The sequence below is a fragment of the Pseudomonas sp. MWU12-2345 genome (genome assembly GCF_023242385.1).
In the GTDB taxonomy this organism is placed as follows: Bacteria; Pseudomonadota; Gammaproteobacteria; order Pseudomonadales; family Pseudomonadaceae; genus Aquipseudomonas; species Aquipseudomonas gingeri_D.
Window position 1 is genome coordinate 261,129 of the sequence record NZ_JALLJA010000006.1, and the last position, 26,876, is coordinate 288,004.

The 26,876-nt window shown below is 61.4% G+C and carries 22 protein-coding genes; 11 read left to right on the forward strand and 11 right to left on the reverse strand.

Annotated features, from left to right (window positions below; translation table 11 throughout):
• Window positions 1-9: 9 nt before the first annotated feature.
• From M5C71_RS15025 to M5C71_RS15045, 5 genes are all read right to left on the reverse strand, one after another.
• Window positions 10-1,200: a glycosyltransferase gene (locus M5C71_RS15025; protein WP_152737308.1), complete on the reverse strand. Its 1,191-nt coding sequence runs from the start codon at window positions 1,198-1,200 to the stop codon at window positions 10-12.
• Window positions 1,200-3,194 (reverse strand): GumC family protein, encoded by a 1,995-nt coding sequence (locus M5C71_RS15030; RefSeq protein ID WP_103496710.1) that lies wholly within the window; start codon window positions 3,192-3,194, stop codon window positions 1,200-1,202. The genes M5C71_RS15025 and M5C71_RS15030 overlap by 1 nt, the downstream gene beginning before the upstream one ends.
• Before the next feature lie 18 nt (window positions 3,195-3,212).
• Entirely contained in the window at window positions 3,213-3,995 is a 783-nt protein-coding gene (locus tag M5C71_RS15035; RefSeq protein WP_103496711.1) for a polysaccharide biosynthesis/export family protein, read from the reverse strand.
• Window positions 3,996-4,079: 84 nt separating this feature from the next.
• A complete protein-coding gene (locus tag M5C71_RS15040) occupies window positions 4,080-5,537 on the reverse strand; it encodes a mannose-1-phosphate guanylyltransferase/mannose-6-phosphate isomerase (RefSeq protein WP_103496712.1) in 1,458 nt (485 codons plus the stop codon).
• On the reverse strand, window positions 5,538-6,974 hold the full coding sequence (locus M5C71_RS15045; RefSeq protein ID WP_103496713.1) for an undecaprenyl-phosphate glucose phosphotransferase: 1,437 nt from the start codon (window positions 6,972-6,974) through the stop codon (window positions 5,538-5,540).
• A gap of 400 nt (window positions 6,975-7,374) precedes the next feature.
• Here M5C71_RS15045 and yegS point away from each other — a divergent pair, with 400 nt between their 5' ends.
• Window positions 7,375-8,274, forward strand: coding sequence for a lipid kinase YegS (gene yegS, locus M5C71_RS15050; RefSeq protein WP_248768139.1), 900 nt, complete (start codon window positions 7,375-7,377; stop codon window positions 8,272-8,274).
• On the opposite strand, the gene M5C71_RS15055 is transcribed toward yegS, so the two are convergent.
• The 3 genes from M5C71_RS15055 to M5C71_RS15065 form a co-directional block, all read right to left on the reverse strand.
• Window positions 8,258-8,920, reverse strand: coding sequence for a response regulator transcription factor (locus tag M5C71_RS15055; protein ID WP_103496715.1), 663 nt, complete (start codon window positions 8,918-8,920; stop codon window positions 8,258-8,260). The genes yegS and M5C71_RS15055 overlap by 17 nt on opposite strands.
• Window positions 8,917-9,807 (reverse strand): sensor histidine kinase, encoded by an 891-nt coding sequence (locus tag M5C71_RS15060; protein ID WP_103496716.1) that lies wholly within the window; start codon window positions 9,805-9,807, stop codon window positions 8,917-8,919. The genes M5C71_RS15055 and M5C71_RS15060 overlap by 4 nt, the downstream gene beginning before the upstream one ends.
• Before the next feature lie 469 nt (window positions 9,808-10,276).
• Complete coding sequence (locus M5C71_RS15065; protein WP_103496717.1) at window positions 10,277-10,741, reverse strand: hypothetical protein; 465 nt, start codon at window positions 10,739-10,741, stop codon at window positions 10,277-10,279.
• A 565-nt stretch (window positions 10,742-11,306) separates the two neighbouring features.
• Between M5C71_RS15065 and M5C71_RS15070 the strand changes: the two genes are divergently transcribed.
• Window positions 11,307-12,236, forward strand: a complete 930-nt coding sequence (locus tag M5C71_RS15070) for a chemotaxis protein CheV (protein WP_103496718.1) — start codon at window positions 11,307-11,309, stop codon at window positions 12,234-12,236.
• A 192-nt stretch (window positions 12,237-12,428) separates the two neighbouring features.
• The gene (locus M5C71_RS15075) at window positions 12,429-13,235 is read left to right on the forward strand and encodes an MOSC domain-containing protein (protein WP_103496719.1); all 807 of its coding nucleotides are present in this window, start codon (window positions 12,429-12,431) and stop codon (window positions 13,233-13,235) included.
• A 59-nt stretch (window positions 13,236-13,294) separates the two neighbouring features.
• Here the strand turns inward: M5C71_RS15075 and M5C71_RS15080 are convergent, their stop codons facing one another.
• The gene (locus M5C71_RS15080; protein WP_103496720.1) at window positions 13,295-15,223 is read right to left on the reverse strand and encodes a transglycosylase SLT domain-containing protein; all 1,929 of its coding nucleotides are present in this window, start codon (window positions 15,221-15,223) and stop codon (window positions 13,295-13,297) included.
• 214 nt (window positions 15,224-15,437) lie between these two features.
• Here M5C71_RS15080 and M5C71_RS15085 point away from each other — a divergent pair, with 214 nt between their 5' ends.
• Complete coding sequence (locus M5C71_RS15085; protein ID WP_248768140.1) at window positions 15,438-17,354, forward strand: ATP-binding cassette domain-containing protein; 1,917 nt, start codon at window positions 15,438-15,440, stop codon at window positions 17,352-17,354.
• 100 nt (window positions 17,355-17,454) lie between these two features.
• Here M5C71_RS15085 and M5C71_RS15090 read toward each other — a convergent pair whose 3' ends face one another.
• Complete coding sequence (locus tag M5C71_RS15090) at window positions 17,455-17,898, reverse strand: universal stress protein (protein WP_103496722.1); 444 nt, start codon at window positions 17,896-17,898, stop codon at window positions 17,455-17,457.
• Window positions 17,899-18,001: 103 nt separating this feature from the next.
• Between M5C71_RS15090 and M5C71_RS15095 the strand changes: the two genes are divergently transcribed.
• From M5C71_RS15095 to M5C71_RS15125, 7 genes are all read left to right on the forward strand, one after another.
• Window positions 18,002-18,439, forward strand: coding sequence for a hypothetical protein (locus M5C71_RS15095; protein WP_248768141.1), 438 nt, complete (start codon window positions 18,002-18,004; stop codon window positions 18,437-18,439).
• Window positions 18,440-18,792: 353 nt separating this feature from the next.
• The gene (fadB, locus tag M5C71_RS15100; RefSeq protein WP_103496725.1) at window positions 18,793-20,940 is read left to right on the forward strand and encodes a fatty acid oxidation complex subunit alpha FadB; all 2,148 of its coding nucleotides are present in this window, start codon (window positions 18,793-18,795) and stop codon (window positions 20,938-20,940) included.
• A gap of 29 nt (window positions 20,941-20,969) precedes the next feature.
• A complete protein-coding gene (gene fadA, locus M5C71_RS15105; RefSeq protein WP_103496726.1) occupies window positions 20,970-22,145 on the forward strand; it encodes an acetyl-CoA C-acyltransferase FadA in 1,176 nt (391 codons plus the stop codon).
• Window positions 22,146-22,230: 85 nt separating this feature from the next.
• A complete protein-coding gene (locus tag M5C71_RS15110; RefSeq protein ID WP_100939173.1) occupies window positions 22,231-22,467 on the forward strand; it encodes a DUF1653 domain-containing protein in 237 nt (78 codons plus the stop codon).
• 114 nt (window positions 22,468-22,581) lie between these two features.
• A complete protein-coding gene (topA, locus tag M5C71_RS15115) occupies window positions 22,582-25,197 on the forward strand; it encodes a type I DNA topoisomerase (RefSeq protein ID WP_177102493.1) in 2,616 nt (871 codons plus the stop codon).
• Between the two features lie 156 nt (window positions 25,198-25,353).
• Window positions 25,354-25,875: a DUF6586 family protein gene (locus M5C71_RS15120; RefSeq protein ID WP_103496728.1), complete on the forward strand. Its 522-nt coding sequence runs from the start codon at window positions 25,354-25,356 to the stop codon at window positions 25,873-25,875.
• Between the two features lie 176 nt (window positions 25,876-26,051).
• The gene (locus tag M5C71_RS15125) at window positions 26,052-26,288 is read left to right on the forward strand and encodes a hypothetical protein (RefSeq protein ID WP_100939176.1); all 237 of its coding nucleotides are present in this window, start codon (window positions 26,052-26,054) and stop codon (window positions 26,286-26,288) included.
• A gap of 107 nt (window positions 26,289-26,395) precedes the next feature.
• Here the strand turns inward: M5C71_RS15125 and sulA are convergent, their stop codons facing one another.
• Window positions 26,396-26,869 (reverse strand): SOS-induced cell division inhibitor SulA, encoded by a 474-nt coding sequence (sulA, locus tag M5C71_RS15130; protein WP_152737317.1) that lies wholly within the window; start codon window positions 26,867-26,869, stop codon window positions 26,396-26,398.
• Window positions 26,870-26,876 lie beyond the last annotated feature (7 nt).

The following is a 26,876-nucleotide window of genomic DNA, read 5'->3' on the forward strand; positions in this document are numbered from 1 at the left end:
AAAAAGGCTCTACGCCACATCTTGATGTCCTCCGCAGGCCTGTTGGAACAACTGCAGGAAGCGCTCGGCGGTGTGGCTCCAGACCCGCTGTGCGCCGATCGCGCTGGCCTGTTCGGCCCAACTGATCGCCAGTTCCGGCTTGGCGCACAAGTGGCTCAGCTCCGTCGCCAGGGCCGTGACATTGCCCTGGGGGAAAATCACGCCGTTGCCCTGGGACACTTCCTCGGCAAAGGAACGTGCGTCCGAGGTGATGACGCCGCGTCCGCAGGCCACGGCCCAGGACAGCGCGCCGCTGGTCCCGCGCAGGCTGCCCAGCAGTTTGAGTTTGCTCGACTCGCGGTACGGCAGCACCATCACGTGGTGGGCCTGGATTACGGCGGGGATCTCGGCGGCCGGCAGGTCCAGTTGCCAGTCGACGTTGTCTTGCAGGCCAAGGCTCTGGATGTGCTGGCGCAGTTGATCGAGATAGCTGCCCGAAGGGCCGAAGGCCATCTCCGGCTCGCTGCCCCCGGCCAGGGTCAGGCGCACGCGGGTCCGCAAAGCCGGTTGCTGGGTAAAGGTGATGGCCAAGGCGTCGAGCAGGTCTTCGATGCCCTTGCCGCGGTAGATGAAACCGAAGTACAGCAGTCGCAGCGGCTCCAGCGCGGGCAGGGGCTTTGCCGCGATGGCCAGGTTACCGTGGGCAATCACTGCCATCTGTTCGTTGCGCAACCCCATGCGCTGGCGCAGGCAATGGCCGCCCGAATGGGTGAGTGTCACCAGGCGGGTCAGGCTGCGGGCCAGTTGCCGCTCTTCGTACAGGCACAGCGGATCGGCCAGCACCGTGGCCATCTGTGGTAGCGGCGAAGGCAGCCGTGCGGCCAGCGACAGCGGCCAGGGCAAGCGCTCGCGGCGCCAGACCAGGCGTTCCGGGTCATGCAAGGTCGCGGTCAGCGGCAGCGCCGGGAAGCGTGCGCGCAGGGCCTTCAAAGCATGGAACTCGGCCAGGCGCCCGCCCCCGATTTCGGCGTGGACCAGATCGATGCCCTGCCACGATGCCTGCGCTACAAGCTCCCTGGCCCGTTGCGGGTCGTTGCCCACTCCCGCCAGGGGCGTGCTGACACGCACCCCGAGGTTTTCCAGCGCCGCTTTCAGATGCCCGGCGTAGTCGGCGATGCCATTCTGTTCCGGTGGCAGGGGCGCTATCAGGGCGATATGCATCAGGCATGGCTCCGGATGCGGGCCAGGGTATTGAGTACACGCTCGGGGATCTCGAAGCGCCGGCGATTGAGGATGATGCCGTCGACGCGCTTGAACGCGGTATTGAGTGTCGACAGGGCATTTTCCAGGATCGGTACGGTGGTGCTTTCCGCTTCGATGATCAGCGCGATCAGGTCGGCCTGGCGCAGGGTCACGAAGGCTTCCTGGTTGGAGAAGAACGCGCCGGCATTGAGCAGCAGGATTTCCCCCGGATGCGCCGGGCCTTGGCCGTCGACGCGGACCCGATGGCCGCGTTCCTGCAGCAGGTTGGCCAGGTGCTCGATGACGAAGCTGACCCCTTCGCCACGCCGGGCCGAGGTCAGGCCGATGGCCAGTCCGTGTTCGGCGACCTGTTCCAGCGGCAGGACCCCATAGAGCCGGTACATGCTGGCAGTGAACGCGGTGCGACGCTGGATGCTGCCGTTGCTGATGTCTTGCAGGCTGGTCCAGATCTTGACCCCGAAGCGTGACTCGATCTTGTCGCCGTCGTGGATGCGCTGGTCCAGCAGATAGAAGAAATACAGGGCCAGCAGGCCGACCCCCAGGCTCAGCGGAATGGCCAGCAAGAGCATGGTCAGGCTTTTCGGGAAGACCCGGCTTTCGTTGAGGGTGGCCTGTTCGATCACCGCGATGTTGCTGATCTGGCTCTTGTCCAGTTCACGGTCGATCCGCGCTTTCTCGGTACTGGTGCTGTACAGGGCGAAGCTCTTTTCCGCGGCATCGAGTTCACGTTGCAGGCGGGCCATTTCCGGCTCCAGGGCCAGGGCCTGACGGCGGTCCTGTTCCAACTGGTTGAGCTGGGTTTCCTGCTGGGCGGCCTGGGTCTGCAAGCGACTGAGGCTGGCCTCCTGGTCGGCGAAGCTGTTCTGCAGGCGGGTGTAGACCGGGTTCGGCGCCAGGTTATCGGTGCGCTGGACTACCGCGTTCTGCGACTTGAGCAGGTCTTCCAGGTTGGCAATCGCCTTGTCCATGGCCTTCACCGGCGGTGCGCCTTCCTTGAAGGTGCGGAGCATTTCCTGGCGTTCGATCTGCTTGGCGTTGATCCGCTGTTGCAGGTCCTGGCGGTCCGGGTTGATGCTCATCTGCCGACCGATGCTGATTTCTTTCTTCATGCTGTCGAGCTGGGCTTTGATCCGGTCCAGCCCACTCTTGGTCGAGGCCACCGCACGGGTGGTGTTCAGGTGCTCGCCGCGCAGGTTGTTGAGGTTGCGCGAGATATCGTTCAGGCGCTCGCCGATGCTCACCGCTCCCAGCTCGTTGAGATGGGCCTCGATCTGTTTCTTGTAGTCGAGGATGCGTTTGGTGGTCGCGGTACTTTCGCCTTCATAGAAGGCGTACAGGCTTTTACGCCCCAGGGTGCGGGTGCGTTCCTGTTCATACTGCTCGATCCAGCTCTTGACGATGGTCTGGGCGACCTGCGGGTCGTTCCAGGTGAAGCTGATTTCCATCACCGAGGAGCCCACGGCGTGGGTCACGCTGAAGTACTTCGTCAACTGGTCGGCGAGGCGTTCGACCGGTGTCTGCTTCTCCACCAGACCGAGCAGTTGCAGCAGGCCGCGACCGACATCCAGCAGGCCCTGCACCGTGCTCTTGACCAGGGTCTTGAGGGTGGCGATAAAGCCTTCCTGGGGCGGTACCCTGGACAGCTCGTCGAGGTATTGCTCGGCTACCAGCCGGGCGATCGGGCGCCCGGTGAGGATGCGTTCCTCATCGATGATCGGGTCGCGCTGGGCGCTGGGGATAATAGTTGCCTGGCGGTCGGAGATCTCGATCGGCAAGGTGCTGGTGTCCCGGCCCGGCTTGACCAGCAGCAGGGCCGTGGACTCGTAGCGGTTGGGCAACAGGAAGGCTCCCAGCAGGATGACGACGAAAGTCACTAGCACAGTGGTTTTCACTTCGCGCTTGAAGATGAAGAATAGGCGCAACAAGTCTCGGAAGGAGCGGATATTGATCATGTCTGTTGTCCTTAACGATCAGTTGCCAGTGCTGGTGGAGTTGTTCAGGTTGTAGTTCGCGCCGATGCCAATGGATTTCTGGAAGGGAATCAATTGGTTCAGATACAGGTCGACCCACTCGATGCCGTTGCCCACATGGGACTTGGGCACGAACACCACATCGCCGCGTTGCAGCAGCACCGGTGCGCGGTTGCTGGCGCCGGCGAGCATGGTGTCGCGATAGTCGAAGAAGTAGGTCTTGTAGCGACCGTCGTCGTCCTGGCGCAGCAAGGCGATATTGCGGCTGTCGCCCACCGGCAACAGACCGCCGGCACCGATCAGGGCCTGTTCCAGGGTGGTGACGGTGGTCACCGGCAGGCTGGCCGGGGTGCGCACCGAGCCACCGACGAACACGGTGTTGCTCGGGGCTTGGGAGATATTCACCGTCAGGGCCGAATCCTGGTAGATATTCTTCAGCTTGTCTTCGAGGATCAGGGTCAGCTGTTGGGGGGTCAGGCCGGCGGCCTTGACGTTGCCGACATAGGGGTAGGAAAAGCTGCCGTCATTCATCACGATGAACAGCGTCAGTTCGTAGATCGAGTTGGCGGTGAAGGCGGAAATGGACGGCGCTTCACCGGTATTGCGCACGATACGCAAGGTGTCGCCGGCGCGGATGCGCTGGTCCGGCAGCGGCTTGCCGGCCAGGGCGTCGCCGGCCCGGTGACCTTCGCGCAGGACGTCGTTATCCGGTAATGCCACCTTGGCCGGTATGCTGCACGCGCTGATTAATAAAACACTGAGGATCAGCAGGAGTTTGTTCATTGGTCAGTCTTCCCTTTATGCATGGTTACCCCCCTTGACGGACCCGGGTCCGCGCATGTGGGTGCTCCTACTGTTTCAGGTGTCTCAGGTCTTGCTGGTTTCGACGGGAACCCGTCCATAAATATCGGTGAAACGCACGATGTCGTCTTCGCCGAGGTATTCGCCGCTCTGTACTTCGATCATCACCAGGTCGATCACCCCCGGGTTGACCAGCCGGTGCTGTTTGCCCGGCTTGATAAAGGTCGACTCATTGGTATCGAGCATGAACTCGTTGTCGCCGTTGGTGACTCGCGCCATGCCGCTGACCACGATCCAGTGTTCGCTGCGATGGTGGTGCATCTGCAGCGACAGCGACGCATTGGGCTTGACCACGATGCGCTTGATCTTGAAGCGCTTGCCTTCCTCGAGCACGGTGTAGGTGCCCCATGGACGGGTTACGGTGCGGTGCAGGCGATAGGCGTCGTGGCCCTGGCGCTTGAGTTCCTGGGCGATCAGCCTGACGTCCTGGCTGCGTTTGCCGTCGGCGATCAGCAAGGCGTCCGGCGTGTCGATGATGATCAGGTCCTTGAGCCCGACGCCGCCCACCAGGCGCTTGGGCGAATCGATGTAGCAGTTGCTGACGTCATGCAGCACGGTCTCGCCGTTGCACTGGTTGCCCTGGGCATCGGCCGGTGTCAGTTCACGCACCGCCTGCCACGAACCGATGTCGCTCCAGCCGAGTTGGCAGGGCACCACCACGACTTTGCGCGAGCGTTCCATCAGGGCGTAGTCGATGGAGATGTCCGGCGCCCGGGCCAGGCTCTTGCCATCCAGTTCCAGTTGAAGTTCCTGGCTGCCTTCGCGGCTGTGGCTGAGGGCCAGGCACTCGGTCATGGCCTCGAGGACGTCCGGGGCGTGTTCGCGCAGTTCGCGCAGCACGGCGTCGGCCCGCATGCAGAACATGCCGGCGTTCCACAGGTACCGGCCGCCATTGAGGTACTGCTGCGCGGTCTTCGCATCGGGCTTCTCGACAAAGCGGGCGACCTGGAACGCCTCATCGCCCAGGGCCTGGCCTTTCTCGATATAGCCGAAGCCGGTCTCGGGGTGGGTCGGTACCAGGCCGAAGGTCACCAGCCAGCCTTGCTCGGCCAGGAGTCGAGCGCTGTCGACCGCCTTGGCGAAGGCGTCCAGGTCCTTGATCAGGTGATCGGCGGGCAGAACCAGCAGTTGCGCGTCGTCGCCGTAGAGCCTGGCCACATACAAGGCCGCCGCGGCGATGGCCGGGGCGGTGTTGCGACCAAAGGGTTCGAGGATGAAGTCCAGCGCCGCGTCGGCCTTGTTCAACTGGCGGTAGTCATCCAGGGTACGGAAGAACACCTCGCGGTTGGTCACCGTCAGTACCCGCTGGACACCGGGCAGTTCGGCGGCCCGGCGGAAGGTCTTCTGCAACAGGCTTTCGCCGTCGGGCAGGCGCATGAAGGGTTTCGGCATGGCCTCGCGGGAGACCGGCCACAAACGGGTGCCGGCGCCACCGGCGATGATGCAGGGAATGAGTACGCCCATTCAGAAGGCCTCGCGGGTCATGAGCACTGCCGGAACAGTGCGGAACAGGATGTAGAGGTCGAACCAGATCGACCAGTTTTCGATGTACTCCAGATCGAACTCGACACGTTTTTCGATTTTTTCCAGGGTGTCGGTTTCGCCACGGTAGCCGTTGATCTGGGCGAGTCCGGTGATACCTGGCTTGACCCGGTGGCGCGAGGTGTATTCCTTGACCGCTTCCTCGAACAGGATGCCCGCCGCCTTGGTGGCCGTGGCGTGGGGGCGCGGGCCGACCATCGACATGCTGCCGATGAAAACATTGAACAGCTGTGGCAACTCGTCGAGGCTGGTTTTGCGGATAAAACGTCCGACCCGGGTGATCCGCGGATCGCCGCGGGTGGTTTGGGTTTCGGCGTTGGCATCGCTCTGGTGCTGGTGCATCGAGCGGAACTTGAAGACTTCGATCAGGCGGTTGTTGTAGCCGTAGCGCTTCTGGCGAAACAGCACCGGGCCCGGCGAGTCGATTTTGATCGCCAGGGCCGTCAGCAGCATGATCGGCGACAAGAGGATCAGTGCGAGGCTCGACAGGACCATGTCCTCCAGGCGCTTGAACATCGGCGACCAGCCGCGCAGGGGAACCTCGGAGGCGTTGAACATCGGCAGGTTGGCGACTTCGGTGATGCGGTTGTGGGCATGCCGGAAGGCAACCATGTCCGGCACCAGCAGCACATTGACCGGCAGGCGGCGTAGTTCGCGGATGATGTAGTCCATGCGGTTTTCCGCCGACCAGGGCAGGGCGACCAGGACCTGGGTGACCTTTTCTTCGCGGATCAGGCGTTCCAGGTCATTGGAGTTGCCCAGCAGCGGCTGGTTGACCAGGGTCTTGGGCAGGCGGCCGATGCGGTCGTCGATAAAACCGATGACCCCGGAGCGGATGTCCTGGTGCTGGGCCAGGTATTCGGCCAGGCGCTGGCCGTTTTCAGTGGCGCCGAGGATAACCGCGTGCTGCAGGAAAAAACCCCGTTGCATCAGTTGCTGGAACAGGGTCAGCAGAACCAGGCGTTCGACACCGAACAGTATCAGGCTTGAAATAAACCAGATAAACAGTTCGGTGTTGGTCAGGAAGTTGAACAGTGACAAACCATGGTGCATGAACAGCAGCAGGCAGAACGCCGATGACCAGGCGAAGAGTGTGAGTTGAAAACGCAGCAGGTTGCTGAAGATGGTCTCGGCATACACGCCCAGCGCCTGGAAGATCAGCACGCTGATGAAACCGAAGAACAGCAGCAGGGTGAGGTAGCTCTTGATGGCGGTCGGATCTTGCTCGCCCAGGTATACCAGCAGCATCAGGCCCGGCAGCATCGCGGTCAGGCCATGGACCATGCGGATGCCGAACAGGAAGTACTCGACCATGCTGGGTCGAGTCAGGAATAGGCTGTCAACCGGCTGCAGGCGCATAAACCCCCTCCCGTCTTACCATCGTGAATGGTAATTACGAAATGTCGTGGCAGTTGTTTCAGTAGAAAAACCAAGGCTTTGTTGCGCTGACCCCATCCCTGAAGGTTGATCATTTTGCAGATTGAACAGCGTCAATCCACGTGAGTGTTCCTACTGTCGTCTTGCGATTTTCATCGACCTGACGCTTCGTGTTTGCTTCCTGCTATGGGTGTTATGGGGTTGAGTAAAGCGCATGAAACAGCAGACTGCTATCCAAATGACGGCTTATTGTAAAAAAAATCCGACTAATTCTTTCGTATTAGGACTACATAAATAGCAGATAAATTCAATGGGTCGAGAGTCTTTTTGCTTCGGCCGCGGTCAACATCTTTCACGGTCACTTTGAAGGAAGACAAGGCTCATGAACGAGCGCAAGGCATTGTTGATTCTGCATGGCAAACAAGCCCTCAACGAGGCTGTGCGGGCCGCTGTCGAGGGTAAGCGGGCCGAGGGCTGGGACCTGGCGGTGCGCTTGACCTGGGAGGCCGGCGATGCCCGGCGCCTGGTCGGCGAAGCGCTGGCGCTGGGCTATCGGCAGTTGATTGCCGGCGGCGGCGACGGCACTCTGCGCGATGTCGCCGAGGCCCTGGCCAATGCCGAAGTGGACGCCAGCCTGGTGTTGCTGCCGCTGGGGACCGCCAATGACTTTGCCCGTTCGGCCGGTGTGCCGCTGGAGCCGGCCCAGGCCCTGGCGTTGCTTGAGGTCCCGGCGCGGGCGATCGACCTTGGCGGCGTCGGCGAGCAGATATTCCTCAACATGGCCACCGGCGGCTTTGGCAGCCTGGTCACCGCCAATACTTCGGAAGATCTGAAAAAACTGCTGGGAGGCGCTGCCTACCTGTTTACCGGCCTCAGCCGTTTCAGTGAGTTGCATGTCGCCTATGGCGAGCTGCAGGGGCCGGATTTCCACTGGAAGGGCGATCTGCTGGCATTGGGCATCGGCAACGGTCGCCAGGCGGGAGGTGGGCACCCGCTGTGCCCCGAGGCGCTGGTCGACGACGGCATGCTCGATATCAGCATCCTGCCGGCCCCCCAGGAGATGATCGCGACCTTGCGCGAGTTGATGGCCGGTGGCTGGGGGCTGGACAACCTGTTTGTCCGGGCTCGCCTGCCCTGGGTCGAAATCAAGGTGTCCGAGGGGTTGTACCTCAATCTCGACGGTGAGCCCTTGCTCAGCGACAGCCTGCGTTTCGAGGTCCGTCCGGCGGCCCTGCGGGTGCACCTGCCGGAGGATTCACCGCTGCTCAGTCGTCGAGGCTGATGATCTGCTCACGCACGGCGAACAGCACCAGGCCGGCGACGTCGAAGATCTGTAGCCGTTTCATGATCTGCGAACGGTGGGTTTCCACGGTCTTGATGCTCAGGCCCAGGCCATTGGCGATTTCCCGGGTCGACTTGCCGCGCACGATCAGCCGCAGGATCTCCAACTGACGCCCGGTCAGATTGTGGTTGGCGCTCCGTTCGGCCGGCAGGTTGCGCTGGACCTGGGTCAGGGCCTGGTTGATCACCGTATGGGCGATGGCCGGGCTCAGGTAGCGCTCGTTGCTGCGCAGGGCATCCAGGGCCTGGGCCAGTTCGGTGGCGGTGGTGTCCTTGAGCAGGTAGCCGTGGGCACCGATTTCCAGGGCCTGCATGATCAATTGCGGGTCGGTGTGCATCGACAGGATCAGCACCTTGCTCTGCGGGCGCACCGCCTTGAGCTTGCGCAGGGCATCCAGGCCACCGGTTTCGCGCATGGACAGGTCGAGCAGGATGATGTCCGGGTTCAGCCGTTCCACGGCATCGAGCAACTGCGCGCCGTCGCTGGCTTCGCCGATCACGGCGTAACCCGGGATATCCAGTACCAGGGCGCGGACACCGGCCCGGATCAGTGAGTGGTCATCCACCAGGAGTAGGGTGCAGGTCATGGAGCCTTATTCTTGCTGGCGCGTTCCAGGGCGCGTGGCGCCCAGGGCAGCAGTGCTTCGATCTGCGTACCTTTGCCGGGTCCGCTGGTGACTGTCAATGTTCCGCCTGCCTGTTCAATGCGTTCAGCCATGCCGGCCATGCCGCGCTGGCCCGCCTCGCCGGGATTGCGCGCCGGCGAAAAGCCCTGGCCGTCGTCGGCGATGTGCAGGGACAAGCCTTCGGGCAAGCGCTGGATACGCACCAGCAGGTTACGCGCCTGGGCATGGCGCAGCATGTTGGTGACGGCTTCCTGGGTCACGCGGAAGGCGGTCACCGCCATCTCCTCGGGTATGCCGGTCAGTCGCTGGTGACACTCCAGGCTCCAGAGCACGCTGGTGTTTTCCAGGGTCTTGAGCAAATGCGCGCGCAGACTGGCCTCCAGGCCAAGGCTGGTCAACTGGCGGGGATTGAGAATGGCTGAAACGTCGCGAACCTTGGCCAGGGTTTCGTCGAGGGTGTTGCCCAGGGTCTCGCAGTGACTTTGCAGGTCGTCGGGCAAGCGCCGTTGCAACCACTGGGTCTGGAGCTTGGCCGCGGTGAGCAACTGGCCGATGTCATCATGCAGTTCGCGGCTGAGGCGATGCCGCTCGTTCTCTTGCACCTGGAGCAGGCGATCAGCCAGTTCCTGCGGCTGGAACTGGATGGAGGTGCCGGCGTCGCGGTGCTGGAGCCAGACGCTGGCCAGGGCGGCCAGGTTGAGGATCAACAATCCCGTCGGGAAGCCTGTACATGTGCAGTAGATGAGCAGGCTGGCGATGGCCGAACTGACGCATAGCACGACTGTCAGCCGGCGGGCATTTTTTCGAGACGGGAGCCAAGGCTTGAATGACTTGAGGCTGGCGTACATAGCGTATGGAGCCGATGAATGTTCGCTACGGGTAGACCGTCAGGACAACCGACAGGCCAAGTTTGAAAAACGGGTACGGTTTAATGTGTGCGTTCGAGGTGAAACAGTGTCAGGGTGAGAAACTTTGCGCAATGATGTCATTTTGATATCTGTTTACAAAATTACTAAGCTGTACAAGTACATATGCGAATAAACGGCATGGTAGCACGCGATTCGGGAGCAGTCGCTCTCGGCCGGTATATGTCCGAGTGGTCAACTTTTATCGTACGTTTGTTCCACAAAATACCCTTGGGCAAGCTTACTCCAACTGAAGCCTGATGGCTGTTCCGGGGGGCTTTATCGCGTAGACGCTAGTTATTCTTTTTGCATTAAAAAACCATCACCTGAAACCTGAAAGTTCGAGGGGAGTTGTTATTGTCGTTTTTAGGTATGAAGAGGGCGGGTCGAAGGCGTGAGGAGGGCGAACGGTTCAAACGGATCGTTCGGGGAAGGTGATCAGGGTGAAGGTCCTGGGCTCGGTGATAGCGGAGCCATATTGGCCGGTCTGGATGGCGAGCGCGGTGATCAGTTCGGACTCTTCGTCGTCGTCCAGGCCCAGTTGACCGGTACGCGGGTCGATCAATTCGACTTGCCAGGCCAGCAGCGTCAAGCAATTGCGCAGGGCCAGCAAGGCGTCTTCATGCAGGTTGAGCGGGTCCTGGGGCTGGCTCAAGAGGGCGTGGATCTGGCGCGAGAACCGGGCCATGGAGCGTACGCCCAGGCCTTGCGCGCAGATGGCCAGGGTGTGCAGCGAGACGAGAAGGCAATCGATGGCGTCCTTGTCGTTGCGGATCAGTTCCAGGTGCTGGCAGCACTCCTGCATTTTCGTTTGCAGGGCTTGGGCCTCGACCAGGAACTCCGGCAGGCTGGCTTGCCGTTCTTTTCCGTTCAGCATGCTTTATCTCCTTGAATGCATAGGCAGGCGATAGAAGGTCGCACGGGGCGAACGGTTTTAAAGTTAATGCCGACAGGGCGCGTGTGTCTGTAGTCTGTTTCTGATTGTTTCGAATTACAGCTATTGCATTTCGTTCTCAGGTGCAAGTTGGCGGGCACCCGAAAGCTCCGCGGGCAGGTCCGCAGAAATTCACCGGAAGCGGCGGTCCAGAGGGCTTGAGCACGATGGGTGAAGGTGTTCACCGGGCTGTCTGGCCGAGGTCCTGCAATCGAAAGCAAAAGCCTGACTCCATTCATGCAATGAGAATGGCGTCACATTAATGGCTATTGGATATCGCGAATATCAGGTTGGGCCTGATTGTCGCTAGGGGATTCCCCTAGTATGGGGAACTCTGACTGTCATTTGCGGTCGCGCATGGCAACAAGGAGGGGGTGAACTGAGTAAAGCATGATGTTAATGTGACATCAATGCTTTTGACCGGTATTTGGCCGGAGGGTCAAGCTCCGATATTCTCCGCCGATAACCTATTCAATGTCACTTTCAGCAGCAAGCCCAGGAGTCATTAATGGCCGGCATTCTCGACACAGTAGATCAACGTACGCAACTGGTGGGTGAGAACCGGCTGGAAATTCTCATGTTCCGTCTGGCGGGGCGCCAGCTGTTTGCGATCAACGTGTTCAAGGTCCAGGAAGTGCTGCAACTGCCCAAGTTGACCTTGATGCCCCAGCGTCACCCGTTTGTCTGCGGCGTGGTCAACCTGCGCGGCCAGACACTGCCGGTGATCGACCTGTCCCAGGCGATCGGCATGCGTCCGCTGGTGCCGGGGCCCGACAGTACTATCATCGTCACCGAGTACAACCGTTCGGTGCAGGCGTTCCTGGTCGGTGGCGTGGACCGCATCGTCAACATGAACTGGGAAGCCATTCTGCCTCCGCCGACCAGCGCCGGTCGCCAGCATTACCTGACCGCCATCAGCAAGGTGGACGACCAGTTGGTGGAAATCATCGACGTGGAAAAGGTCCTGGCCGAGATCGTGCCGTACAACGCCAAGGTGTCCCGTGAAAAGCTCGACGACCCGATCATGGAGCAGGCCCGTGGCCGCGAAGTGCTGTTGGTCGACGACTCGAACGTGGCCCTGTCCCAGTTGCGCGATACCCTCGGGCAACTGGGGGTGAAAATGCACATCGCCAGCGACGGCTTGAAGGCCCTGAACATGCTCAAGGGCTGGGCGGATGGCGGTGCGGTGATGACCGACAAGCTGCTGATGGTTTTCACCGACGCGGAAATGCCGGAAATGGACGGTTACCGCCTGACCACCGAAATTCGTAACGACCCTCGCCTGCGCGGGCTGTATGTGGTCCTGCATACCTCGTTGTCCGGCAGCTTCAACGATGCCATGGTGAAGAAGGTCGGTTGCGACAACTTCCTCTCCAAGTTCCAGCCGGACAAGTTGGTGGATGTGGTACGTCAGCGGTTGATGCTGGATAACGCCTGATCCCCGCGGACTTGCAAACACCGCTGAACCTGTAGGAGCCGGCTTGCCGGCGATGAGGTCGGTAAGCCTTGCATTGATCTTGCGGGCGTCATCGCCGGCAAGCCAGCTCCCACAAAATCGCGTTCCAGCGCAAAAATGCCGTCGTGCCTGTCCTCCTGTAGAATCGCTGTTTTGTCTCTCCGGGAGCTGGTCATGTTGCGTCTGAGCGCGCTGTATCGATATCCGTTGAAATCAGCCCGGGGCGAGGCCTTGCGCCAGAGTCCGGTGGACGAGCTGGGCCTGGCCGGGGACCGGCGCTGGATGCTGGTGGACGAGGCCAGTGGGCGCTTTCTGACCCAGCGCGCGGTGGGCAAGATGAGTCAGTTGTCGGCGCTGTGGAACTCTGCCTGCGGCCTGACCCTGAGTGCTCCCGGCCATTCGGCGCTGGACGTGGCCTTGCCCGGCAAGGACGACACTTTGCGTGGCGTGACCATCTGGAGCGACACCTTGCGTGTGCCGGATGCCGGCGATGAGGCGGCGGCCTGGCTGAGCGGGTTTATCGGCAAGCCGACCCGCCTGGTGCATGTGCCGTTGGAGCGCGCCCGCCTCACCGAGGCCGGCTACGGCAGGGAAGAGGATCGGGTGGCGTTTGCCGATGGTTTTCCTTTGCTGCTGATCGGCCAGGCTTCTCTGGATGACCTGTCGCAGAAGGTCGGGCGTGAGCTGGAAATGCTGCGCTTCCGGCCAAACCTGGTGATCGAGGGCAGCGATGCCTTTGCCGAAGACGGCTGGAAGCGAATTCGCATCGGCGATGTCGAGTTTCGGGTGGTGAAACCCTGTTCCCGCTGCATCCTGACCACCCTCGATCCGCAGACCGGCGAGCGCAGTGCCGACCGCGAGCCCTTGACGACCCTCAAGACTTACCGCGAGCAGGGTGGCGATGTGATGTTCGGGCAGAACCTGGTCAATGACGGCCAGGGTGTTCTGGAAGTCGGGATGCCGGTGACGGTGCTCGAATAGCAGGGTTTTACAGGCGCGGTCACTGTAGGAGCCGACAAGCCGGCTCCTACAAAACCAGATTATTGGTCGTCGAAATAGCGCTCGTTCCAATCCACCAACGGCTGTGGTGCGTTGAGCTTCTGACCGTAGATCACCGAGTATGACAACACGTTCTGCACGTATTGGCGGGTTTCGTCGAACGGAATGCTTTCCACCCACACGTCGAAGCCCAGGTGGTTGGCGCCCTTGAGCCACTGCCTGACGCGGCCGGGGCCGGCGTTGTAGGCGGCGGTCGCGAGCACGCGGTTACCGTTGAACTGGCCGTGCACCTGGCTCAGGTAGGCCGCCCCCAGTTGGACGTTTTTGTCCGGGTCCAGTACCTGCTGCGGCGAGGCCAGTGGAATGCTGAACTTGCGCGCGGTTTCCTTGGCGGTCCCCGGCATCAGTTGCATCAAGCCGCTGGCCCCCACGCCTGAGCGGGCATCATCCATAAAGGCGCTTTCCTGGCGGGTAATGGCAAACACCCAGCTCGAGTGCAGCCCGCGAATCTTGGCTTCACGCACCAGGGTGTCGCGATGGGCCATGGGGAAGCGGATATCCAGGTCATCCCAGTATTGCGCCTGGCTGATGGTACGGATGGCCGGGAAATACCATTTCAGGTCATAGGCCAGCTTGGCCTGGGCGACCATTTCATCACGGCTGAACAGACGGCTGACGTGGTACCACTCGCGGCGCCCGTCGACCACCTGGCCGCGGTCATGCAGTTCCAGCGCGCGGAGTATGCCCGGGGTATTGCGGACCTTGTTCATCACCTGTGCGCTGAGCACCAGGGGACGGTTGGTCAGCTGGTAAGGCGTCTGCGAGCGGTCCGCGGCCAGGAAACCATAGAAGTCGCGCTCGCGGGCGACGTTCTTCAGCAGTACCAGGGCTTGCGGATTTTCCGGTTCCGCCAGCTCCAGGCTGCGGGCTTGCCAGTAGCGCCAGCGATTGGTGGTCGCCAGGTCCTGTGGCAGTCGGCGTGTCAGTTGGTAGGCATCTTCCCAGCGGCCCAGGCGCAGCAGCAGGCGCAGGCGCCATTCGGTCACGGTGTTGTCGCGCAACTCCGGGTCGTACTGGGTCATGATCTCCAGTGCGCGGCTGTCGTAGCGGCGGGCCAGGGTCAGGCCGATTTCGCGGGCGATCGCAACCTTTTCGTCACGGGAGAAGTGCATGCTCGCGGCATAGCTGTCGAGCAGGGGCATGGCCTTGTCCGGGTCCTGGCGAGCCAGGCGACGCAGGCCGAGGCCGACGACATCGGACATGGCCTCATCCGCCGGAAGGAAGCGCGAGGATTGGCTCAGCAGTTCCGGCTTCTGCGCCACGTCGATCAGCAGGCGTCCCTGGGGCGCAAGGGTGGTCAGTCCGCTGGCCAGGCTGCTGGCCAGGCCATAGTTGCGTGCATCGGCTGCCAGTTTCAGGCGCTGCCAGCGTTTCTGTTCGGTCAATTGGCCATCGGCGGCCCAACTGCTGAACAGGGCGTCGCAGGCACTCGGTTGGGTCTTGCCGGTCATCCAGAGCTTTTCCGCCGTGGCATAGCCCTCGGCGCGCAGGTTATGGCTGAGCTGATACTGGCCGTAGAGGCAGTCCAGTTCGGTGAAATTCAGTTTGGGGTCGTAGTACTTGACGAAGGGCTGCCAGTCGCCGCGTTCGGCCAGCCAGCGCAACCAGCGCAGCTTCATCCAGTTGGCCTGGGGCAGGTCGCCATGGGCGGCGAGGAATTGCTCGATCTCGGCATTGCTCGCGGTTTTCAGACGCGCGGTCAACTCGTCGTAGGCCAGGTAGGGCTCCAGCGGATAGTTCTGGAGGGCGTCCTGGTAGCGGAAATAAGGGCCCGAGTCGCCGTTGGCGAGGGCGCGCTTGGCTTCATCGTAAAACTGGCGTTGCTGGGAGAGCTCTAGCGCCTGGGCGGCTTGGACAGCGCAGGTAGAAAGAAGCAGACACGATAAAAAATTGAACAGACGGCTGCGCATGGGAGTTCCGAGAAAATAAAACCTGACAAGCCGTGGAAAATTCCGCGGCTGATTACTAATAGCTTAGCTGTTTGCCATCCGTGGGAGAACGTTTTACCGGTTGCCGTACGTAACTTGATACCAATTGTCATCTTGAACCGAGGTGCCGATAAAATTGCCGGCCGCCTCCTGGCTCAAGTCAGGTAGAATGCGCGCCCGGTTTTTGGAGAAGCTCATGACCCTGCTCAAATTCAGCGATGTGTCCCTTGCCTTCGGCGCCATGCCGTTGTTGGACAAGGTGTCGTGGCAGATCGCCCGTGGTGAGCGGGTGTGCATCATCGGCCGCAACGGCACAGGCAAGTCCAGTATGTTGAAGCTGGTCAAGGGCGTGCAAAAGCCCGATGACGGCTCCGTCTGGCGTGCGCCCGGCCTCAAGATCGGCGAGTTGCCGCAAGAGTTGCCGCTGGCCGACGATCGCACCGTGTTCGATGTGGTTGCCGAGGGCCTGGACGGGGTCGGCGCGTTGCTCGCCGAGTACCACCACCTGAGCCAGAACATCGTCACCGATGCCGACCTGGACAAGCTCATGCATGTCCAGCACGACCTTGAAGCCCGCGATGGCTGGCGCTTGCAGACCCTGGTCGACAGCACCCTGAGTCGCCTGCAACTGCCGGCCGACAAGACCCTCGCCGAGTTGTCCGGCGGCTGGCGTCGGCGCGTCCTGCTGGCCCAGGCACTGGTCTCGGAACCGGACCTGCTGCTGCTCGACGAACCGACCAACCACCTGGACATCGGTGCGATCGCCTGGCTGGAAGAAGCCTTGAAGGATTTCCAGGGCGCGGTGCTGTTCATCACCCACGACCGTTCTTTCCTGCAGAACCTGGCCACCCGCATCCTCGAACTGGATCGCGGCGGCCTGATCGACTGGAACGGCGACTACGCCAGCTTCCTGGTGCACAAGGAAGCCACGCTGGCGGCCGAGGAAACCGCCAACGCGCTGTTCGACAAGCGCCTGGCCCAGGAAGAAGTCTGGATCCGCCAGGGCATCAAGGCCCGCCGCACCCGTAACGAAGGCCGTGTGCGCGCCTTGAAAGCCCTGCGCGTTGAGCGTAGCGAGCGTCGCGAGCGCACCGGCAAGGCGAACATCCTGCTCGATACCGCCGACAAGTCCGGCAAGCAGGTGATGGTGCTGGAAAACGTCAGCTTCGCGCACCCGGGTGGCCCGTTCCTGATCAAGGATTTCTCCATGGTCCTGCAACGTGGCGACCGGATCGGCCTGCTCGGGGCCAACGGCACCGGCAAGACCACCTTGCTCAAGCTGATGCTCAATGGCCTGCAGCCGACCAGCGGCACGGTGGAAGAGGGGACGCGCATCGACGTGGCCTACTTCGACCAGTTGCGCCATCAACTGGACCTGGAAAAGACCGTGATCGACAACGTCGCCGAAGGTCGCGACTTTATCGACATCGACGGCCAGAGCCGTCACGTGCTGAGCTACCTGGGCGACTTCCTGTTCAGCCCGCAGCGTGCGCGTACGCCGGTCAAGGCCTTGTCCGGTGGTGAGCGCGCGCGCCTGCTGCTGGCCAAGTTGTTCAGCAAACCGTCCAACCTGCTGGTACTCGACGAACCGACCAACGACCTCGATGTGGAAACCCTCGAGTTGCTGGAAGAAGTGTTGTTGACGTTCAGCGGTACCGTGCTGATGGTCAGCCACGACCGGGCTTTCCTCGACAACGTGGTCACCAGCACCCTGGTTTTCGAAGGCGAGGGCAAGGTGCGCGAGTACGTCGGTGGTTACCAGGACTGGCTGCGCCAGGGCGGTTCGCCGCGTTTGCTCGGTGTGACCGAGAACAAATCCGGCAAGGCCGAGCTCAACTCCGCGGTAGTGGCGGCTGCGCCGGCACCTGCGGCAGCGGTCGAACAGCCGGTGGCGAAGAAAAAGCTCAGCTACAAATTGCAGCGCGAGCTGGAAGCGTTGCCGGGTGAAATCGAAGCCAAGGAACAGCAGATTGCCGCCGTTGAAGCCGAAATGGCCGAGTCGGGGTTCTATCAGCGTCCGGCGGCGGAGACCGCTGCGGTCATCGCCGGGCTGGAAAAACTCCAGGTCGAGCTGGAAGTGATGGTGGAACGTTGGGCCGAGCTGGACGCCTGATGATCGGCCAGTGACAAAAAAAAGCCCGGCCCCATTTGCGTGGGGGCCGGGCTTTTTATTGGTGTTGCCGATATTTTATGACTTGCGCGAACCTGTAGGATCAGGTCGGGCGTTTGACCAGGTGCACCGCCAGCACATCGCAGGGCGCACCGTGCAGGACGTCATTGGCGGTGGAGCCCAGCAGCAGCGCCAGGCCGTGGCGGCCATGGCTGCCGACCACGATCAGGTCGCAATGCTGTTCCTTGGCCAGATGGTGGATTTCCTGGCGCGGCTGGCCGTAGGTCAGGTGGCAGTTGTCCCGCGAGACCTCCGGGTATTTGACGATCAGCCGATCGAGGCGCTCCTTGGCCTGGTCGAATTGCTGTTGCTGCAACTGCGAAAGGTCCATCGGCACGTCGCCGCCGAACGCCATGGCCATGGGCTCGACGATATGCACCAGGGACAGCTTGGCTCCGCTGCTGACCGACAGTTCGCGTGCGCGCTTGATGACCGGGTCGCATTCTTCTGTCAGGTCGACAGCTACCAGAATGTGTTCGTAGCTCATGAAAGGCACTCCTGAGGATCGCATTAGCTTTAAGTATGGCTGGTTTCAAGCGGATTGGTTCGGCGGCGAACCCATCGCTCATCAAGAATCGAGAGAGTTAGATATGACGGTATGGATAGTGGTGTCAATCCTCGCGCTGGTATTGAGCCCCCTGGCCTGGTTGCGTCCATCGCGCCGCCAGAGCGGGATGATGGCCGTGCGCATGGAGGCACGGCGCATCGGCCTGGGCATGCAACTGGCGCCCCAGGAGTGGCCGCACTGGCTGCCTCACGAGCCGCCGAGCCCCTGTGCGCAATACCATCGGCCGCGCCTGCGCGCCGATAGCCCGTGCTGGTGCTATTGGCAGACCGCCCCGGGAGTCTGGGCCAACCAATGGCGGGAAATCTTGACCGATGACAAGCTGCTGGCGCATTTGCGCACGTTGCCAGACAACGCCTACAAGATCGAGGCGGACAAGCAGATGATCGCCGTGTATTGGGGCGAGCACGGCGATGCCCAGGCCTTGCCGGCCATCGCGGCGGTGCTCAAGGCCCTGGCTTGACGCAAGGCGGGATCGGCCGCTCGCCGCTACACTATTGATTCGCTGAATGGGCGGCCATAAAGCCAGGCGCCCAGGGGGCTTTCACGCCCGGAATATGACCGGGAAGTCGTTTTTTTCGCAATGTTTTCGGCAATTGACAATTGCCGCGAATTCCGTGAAGGTGTCCACACCCAAATCAAACGGGCGTATGAATTGAGCGTTTGTCTGATCAGACGGCTCCAAACAGAATCCCGACTATCGCGTTGGCGGGTGTGCCTGGCGGCTTGGCGTAGCATCGACGGTAACGTCAGTGCCGTACCATCCGCTCGCGTCCGACGTGTACTGTTCAGCTTCCATATCGTGGAGATCAGTTGATGATTTACGAAGGTAAAGCCATCACGGTTAAGGCTCTTGAAAGTGGCATCGTCGAACTGAAGTTCGACCTCAAGGGTGAGTCCGTCAACAAGTTCAACCGTCTAACCCTGGGCGAATTGCGCCAGGCCGTGGACACCCTCAAGGCTGATGCGTCCGTCAAGGGCGTGATCGTCAGCAGCGGCAAGGACGTGTTTATCGTCGGCGCCGACATCACCGAATTTGTCGACAACTTCAAGTTGCCGGATGCCGAGTTGGTCGCTGCCAACCTCGAAGCCAACAAGATTTTCAGCGATTTCGAAGACCTGGCCGTGCCGACTGTCGCCGCGATCAATGGCATCGCCCTGGGCGGCGGTCTGGAAATGTGCCTGGCCGCGGACTTCCGCGTCATGTCCAGCAGCGCCAAGATCGGCCTGCCGGAAGTCAAGCTGGGCATCTACCCGGGCTTTGGCGGTACCGTCCGTCTGCCGCGCCTGATCGGTGCGGACAACGCCATCGAGTGGATTGCCGCCGGTAAGGAAAACCGTGCCGAAGACGCCCTGAAAGTCGGCGCCGTCGATGCCGTGGTTGCTCCGGAAAAACTCCAGGAAGCCGCTCTGGAACTGCTCAAGCGCGCCATCTCCGGCGAGCTCGACCACAAGGCCAAGCGCCAGCCGAAGCTGGACAAGCTCAAGCTCAACGCCATCGAACAGATGATGGCCTTCGAAACCGCCAAGGGTTTTGTTGCCGGTCAAGCCGGTCCGAACTACCCGGCCCCGGTCGAAGCGATCAAGACCATCCAGAAAGCCGCCAACTTCGGGCGTGACAAGGCCCTGGAAATCGAAGCCGCCGGCTTCGTGAAACTGGCCAAGACCTCGGCTGCGCAAAGCCTGATCGGTCTGTTCCTGAACGACCAGGAACTGAAGAAAAAGGCCAAGGCCTACGACGAAATCGCCAGGGACGTGAAACAGGCCGCCGTATTGGGCGCCGGTATCATGGGTGGCGGTATCGCTTATCAGTCGGCCTCCAAAGGCACGCCGATCCTGATGAAGGACATCAACGAGCACGGCATCGAGCAGGGTCTGGCGGAAGCCGCGAAACTGCTGGTCGGTCGCGTTGATAAAGGTCGCATGACCGCGGCGAAGATGGCTGAGGTGCTCAACGGCATTCGTCCTACGCTGTCCTACGGTGATTTCGGTCACGTCGACCTGGTGGTTGAAGCGGTCGTCGAGAACCCTAAAGTCAAGCAAGCGGTACTGGCGGAAGTGGAAGCCCAAGTCAAGGAAGATGCGATCCTCGCCTCCAACACCTCGACCATTTCCATCAGCCTGCTGGCCAAGGCCCTCAAGCGTCCGGAAAACTTCGTCGGCATGCACTTCTTCAACCCGGTACACATGATGCCGCTGGTGGAAGTGATCCGTGGCGAGAAGTCCAGCGAAGAAGCGGTCGCCACCACCGTGGCCTACGCCAAGAAAATGGGCAAGAACCCGATCGTGGTCAACGACTGCCCGGGCTTCCTGGTCAACCGTATCCTGTTCCCGTACTTCGGCGGTTTCGCCAAGCTGGTCAGCGCCGGTGTGGACTTTGTCCGTATCGACAAGATCATGGAGAAGTTCGGCTGGCCGATGGGCCCGGCCTACCTGATGGACGTGGTCGGCATCGACACCGGCCACCACGGTCGTGACGTGATGGCCGAAGGTTTCCCGGACCGTATGAAGGACGATCGCCGTTCGGCGGTGGATGCCCTCTACGAAGCCAATCGCCTGGGTCAGAAAAACGGCAAGGGTTTCTACGCCTACGAGACCGACAAGCGCGGCAAGCAGAAGAAAGTCGCCGATTCGTCGGTGCTGGAAGTGCTCAAGCCGATCATCTACGAGCAGCGTGAAGTGACCGACGAGGACATCATCAACTGGATGATGGTCCCGCTGTGCCTGGAAACCGTGCGTTGCCTGGAAGACGGTATTGTCGAAACCGCCGCCGAAGCCGACATGGGTCTGGTCTACGGTATTGGTTTCCCTCCCTTCCGTGGCGGTGCGTTGCGCTACATCGATTCCATCGGTGTCGCCGAATTCGTGGCCCTGGCCGATCAGTACGCCGACCTGGGCGCGCTGTACCACCCGACCGCGAAGCTGCGTGAAATGGCCAAGACCGGCCAGCGGTTCTTCGGTTAAGCGCCCACACTAGAGCGAGAGTGAACGATATGAGCTTGAATCCTAGAGACGTCGTGATTGTCGACTTCGGTCGTACTCCGATGGGCCGCTCCAAGGGCGGCATGCACCGCAACACCCGCGCCGAGGACATGTCGGCGCACCTGATCAGCAAACTGCTGGAACGCAACGTCAAGGTCGACCCGAACGAAGTCGAGGACGTGATCTGGGGCTGTGTGAACCAGACCCTGGAGCAGGGCTGGAACATCGCCCGCATGGCGTCGCTGATGACCCAGATCCCGCACACCGCTGCCGGCCAGACCGTCAGCCGCCTGTGTGGCTCGTCCATGAGCGCGCTGCACACCGCCGCCCAGGCGATCATGACCGGCAACGGTGACGTCTTCGTCGTCGGCGGCGTCGAGCATATGGGCCATGTCGGCATGATGCACGGTGTCGATCCGAACCCGCACATGTCGCTGTACGCGGCGAAAGCCTCGGGCATGATGGGCCTGACCGCGGAAATGCTCGGCAAGATGCACGGTATCACCCGCGAGCAGCAGGACGCCTTTGGCGTGCGCTCCCACCAGTTGGCTCACAAGGCCACCGTGGAAGGCAAGTTCAAGGACGAGATCATCCCGATGCAGGGTTATGACGAGAACGGCTTCCTGAAGGTGTTCGACTACGACGAAACCATTCGTCCGGAAACCACCCTGGAAAGCCTGGCGGCCTTGAAGCCGGCGTTCAACCCCAAGGGCGGCACCGTGACGGCGGGGACTTCCTCGCAGATCACCGACGGCGCCTCGTGCATGATCGTGATGTCGGCCCAGCGTGCCCAGGACCTGGGGATCCAGCCTTTGGCGGTGATCCGTTCCATGGCCGTGGCGGGTGTGGATCCGGCGATCATGGGCTATGGTCCGGTACCGGCGACCCAGAAAGCGCTCAAGCGTGCGGGCCTGGCCATCTCCGACATCGACTTCTTCGAGCTCAACGAAGCCTTCGCCGCACAGGCCCTGCCGGTGCTCAAGGATTTGAAAGTGCTCGACAAGATGAACGAGAAGGTTAACCTGCACGGCGGCGCGATTGCCTTGGGCCACCCATTCGGTTGTTCCGGTGCGCGGATTTCCGGCACCTTGCTCAACGTGATGAAGCAGAATGGCGGTACCCTTGGGGTGGCCACCATGTGCATTGGCCTCGGCCAGGGCATCAGCACCGTCTTCGAACGCGTCTAAGCGTCTCGTCGAAGGAAGCCGGGGCCTGGTGCCCCGGCTTTTGTTTTTCCGAATTTTTTTATTTTTATTTGTAAGGAGCCGATACATGAAATTGGAACCCGGGCTCTATCAGCATTACAAGGGGCCGCAGTACCGTGTTTTCAACGTTGCGCGGCACTCCGAGACCGACGAGGAACTGGTGTTCTACCAAGCCCTGTATGGCGATTACGGCTTTTGGGTACGTCCCTTGAGCATGTTCCTGGAGTCGGTCGAGGTTGACGGCGAACAGGTCCCGCGCTTTGCTTTGGTGCAAGCTGAACCGAGCCTTTTTTCAAGGCCTTGAGGAGAGGTCGCGCAGAACCCTGCGCTTGACCTCACCTTGTAGCCACTATATATAGCGGTGCCGCGTCAGGCGCAGGCCGCCTCTCACTTCTAGCATTCAGGAATTTTCTGATCCATGGGCAAATCGCTGGTCATTGTGGAATCCCCGGCTAAGGCCAAGACCATCAACAAGTACTTGGGTACCCAGTACGTGGTGAAGTCGAGTATCGGCCATATCCGAGACCTGCCCACCAGCGGTTCGGCGAGTGCCACCAAAGAGCCCGCTGCCAAGCGCGGCAAGGCGGCGGTTGGCGAAGCCCCCGTGCTGACGGCGAAGGAGAAGGCGCGCAAGCAGCTGGTTTCGCGCATGGGCGTCGACCCGGATCACGGCTGGAAAGCTCGCTACGAGATCCTTCCCGGCAAGGAGAAGGTGATCGAGGAGCTGCGCCGCCTGGCCAAGGATGCCGACACCATCTATCTCGCAACCGACTTGGACCGCGAAGGGGAAGCCATTGCCTGGCACCTGCGCGAAGCCATCGGTGGTGATGACAGCCGCTACAAGCGCGTGGTGTTCAACGAGATCACCAAGAAAGCCATCCAGGAAGCCTTCTCGGCGCCCGGCGAACTGGATATCGATCGCGTCAATGCCCAGCAGGCCCGCCGCTTCCTCGACCGGGTCGTGGGTTACATGGTCTCGCCGTTGCTCTGGTCGAAGATCGCCCGTGGCCTCTCCGCCGGTCGCGTACAGTCGGTGGCGGTGAAGCTGGTGGTCGAGCGTGAACGCGAGATCCGTGCGTTCAACCCCGAAGAGTACTGGGAAGTCCACGCCGACCTCGGCACCGCCAAGGGCGCCAAGGTGCGCTTCGAAGTGGCGCGGGAGAAGGGCGAGGCGTTCAAGCCGCTGAATGAAGCCCAGGCCATGGCGGCCCTGGAGAAGCTCAAGGCGTCGGCCTACACCATCGCCAAGCGCGAGGACAAACCGACCAGCAGCAAGCCGTCGGCCCCCTTCATTACGTCCACCCTGCAGCAGGCCGCGAGCAACCGCCTGGGCTTCGGCGTGAAGAAAACCATGATGATGGCCCAGCGCTTGTACGAAGCGGGCTACATCACCTATATGCGTACCGACTCCACCAACCTCTCGGCTGATGCCGTGGCGATGGCGCGGACCTATATCGAAGGCGAGTTCGGCGCGAAGTACCTGCCGGAAAACGCCAACGTCTACAGCAGCAAGGCCGGCGCCCAGGAAGCTCACGAAGCCATCCGTCCTTCGGATGTGAATACCGACCCGAGCAAGCTGTCGGGCATGGAACGTGATGCCGAGCGCCTCTACGAGCTGATCTGGCGCCAATTCGTGGCCTGCCAGATGCTGCCGGCGCAATACCTGTCGACCACCGTCAGCGTCGCCGCCGGTGACTTCGAGCTGCGTGCCAAGGGCCGTATCCTCAAGTTCGACGGTTACACCCGTGTCTTGCCGCAGATGAGCAAGCCGGGCGACGACGATGTGCTGCCGGACATGGCCCAGGGCGAGGTGATGAAGCTGATCCAGCTCGATCCGACCCAGCACTTCACCAAGCCGCCGGCCCGTTACTCCGAAGCCAGCCTGGTCAAGGAAATGGAAAAGCGCGGTATCGGTCGTCCTTCGACCTATGCGGCGATCATCTCGACCATCCAGGATCGTGGTTATGTGGCGCTGCACAACCGTCGCTTCTACTCCGAGAAGATGGGCGACATCGTCACCGAGCGCCTTTCGGAAAGCTTCTCCGACCTGATGGACTACGGTTTTACCGCCAGCATGGAAGAGCATCTCGACGACGTGGCCCAAGGCGAGCGTGACTGGAAGAACGTGCTCGACGAGTTCTACGGCGACTTCAAGAAAAAGCTCGAAGTGGCGGAAAGCCCTGACAGCGGCATGCGCGCCAACCAGCCGGTGATGACTGACATCCCGTGCCTGACCTGCGGCCGGCCGATGCAGATTCGCACCGCCTCCACCGGCGTGTTTCTCGGCTGCTCGGGTTACAGCCTGCCGCCCAAGGAACGCTGCAAGGCCACCGTCAACCTGGTGCCGGGGGATGAAATCGCCGCCGACGACGAGGGTGAATCGGAATCCCTGGTGCTGCGCGGCAAGCATCGCTGCCCGATCTGCAGCACGGCGATGGACGCCTACCTGCTGGACGAGAAGCGCAAGCTGCACATCTGCGGTAACAACCCGGATTGCGACGGCTACGAGATCGAAGAAGGCAGCTACCGCATCAAGGGCTACGAAGGCCCGAGCCTGGAATGCGACAAGTGCGGTAGCGAGATGCAACTCAAGACTGGCCGTTTCGGCAAATTCTTCGGGTGCACCAACGCGACCTGCAAGAACACCCGCAAGCTGCTCAAGAGCGGTGACGCGGCGCCGCCGAAGATGGACCCGGTGAAGATGCCGGAACTCAAGTGCGATAAGGTCAACGACACCTATATCCTGCGTGACGGTGCTTCCGGCCTGTTCCTGGCCGCCAGCCAGTTCCCGAAAAACCGTGAAACCCGCGCGCCGCTGGTGATCGAGATCCTTCCCCACAAGGACGAGATCGATCCCAAGTACCACTTCCTGTGTGATGCTCCGCAGAAGGACCCGGACGGTCGTCCATCGGTCATTCGCTACAGTCGCAAGACCAAGGAGCAGTACGTGCAGACCGAAGTGGAAGGCAAGCCGACCGGCTGGAAGGCGTTCTACGACGGCGGCAAATGGACGGTGGAAGACAAGCGCTCGTAAGCTGAGCACCTGATCCGCTGATCGGGTGTGAGCACCGGGGCCGCGTGAAAACTTGGGTTTTCACGCGGCCTTTGTCTTTTTTGGCTTGCGGCGAACTTGGTCGATCCCTGAAACTGACTGACCTGCCTGTGGCCTTTTTCCCTGGAGCGCGCCGTCATGGCCAACGAACTCTATACCCGTACCAACCAGAAGATTTTTTACGCCGGCCTGGCCCTGGAAGCCCTGGGCAAGGCCGAGACGAGCGGGGCGATGAATGCCCTGGCGCTGATCCAGGCCGAGCGCGAAGCCGCGGTGTTTCATCTATACGGTGCGCTGCTCGGGCTCTGCCATGAGATTGCCGGCTTCTACCGCCTGCCCCAGGCCGCCGCGCCGCGGGCCGAGTTATTGCTGACCCGCGAAGTGCTGGAGGCGATCGCCATTCCGGAAATGGCCGAGCTGGTGGAGTTGGCCCATGGCCCGCAAACCTGGCTGGCCCGCTTGATCAGTGCCCACGCCGCGCTGTATCTGCCGCCCCAGGCCCCCAGGAAGGTCAAGGGCGACGTGTTGCAGCCGTTGATCGTGGCGGTGAGCCTGGATGAGGACGAGGCGCCCGAACTGGGGCGTGAGGAGTTGGAGAGCTGGCGGCAGAACCTGAAGGCGCTGGCGATCCGTTTTCGCGATGGGCTCAACGAGTGCTGAGTGATTGAACGGGCATATGGATGAACAGAGGGCGATTATTTTGTCGCCTTTTTCTTTGAAAAAAGTAGTCTCCATCTGTCAGATGTTCATCAAGTGGTAAAGAAAGCGCTTCAGTTCTCCTGCGAGGTGCCGCTGATGACTGATACAATAATGGCCTTTCGTGGAGAACTGACACTATGCCTACGTCCTTTCTAGAAATTGTCGAGCTGCCGGACGGCCGCATCGAGCTGCGCCGGGCCGAGGACGAAGGTTCTCTGGTGACCCTTAACTTTTCCGAAGATGCCAAGGCGTTCCTGCAGGGCCAGCATGTCGAGGTGGCCAAGGCCATGTTGAGCGTCGGCGTGCAGATGGCTGGGCGTTTGGCCGAAGGTGAAATCGAGAAAGACGACGGCGGGCCACGGGTTCTTCATTGAAACCGAGGCTCGTTCGACGCTGGATGACGTTTCAGATCGGCTTCTCTGTCCTGGAGAAGCCCTGAGCGATCAGCATGCCACACCGGCCCTGACGGCCGCTCAATCCGTCAGCCCAAACGAATATTCAGACTTTGCGCATCGCCTTGGCGAGCCGCGCTGATCAGTTGTTGGCGCGCACTGGCGTTCAGCGGGTTCAGCCAGCTGACCACGGTGTGGCTACGGCCCAGGCGCAAGGCTTCACAGGTCAATTGCTGGGCGTTTTGAGCGCTGCTGGGTTGCAGGAGCAGAATCCGCTCCCGGTTGAGTCCGGCATCCCGCAGCCAGGCCTGGGTCAGGCTGGCTGGCGGGGCGATCAGGGTCAGCCAGCGGGCCTCCTGATCCTGGCTCAACTCCCGCAGGATCGGTGCCAGCAGGCTCAGGCAACTCCCGGCAGCGCCCCGCAACGACAGCTCACTGAACACTTCTGGCTCAGTGCTCCAGGGGGCTTCGACCACCTCCTTGAGCAGGGGCGCGAGGGGTTGCGCCATGAACGCTTCGAACAGGGAAAGTTGTGCATGTTGTGGGGTTTGCTGGAATTGCATGACGCCT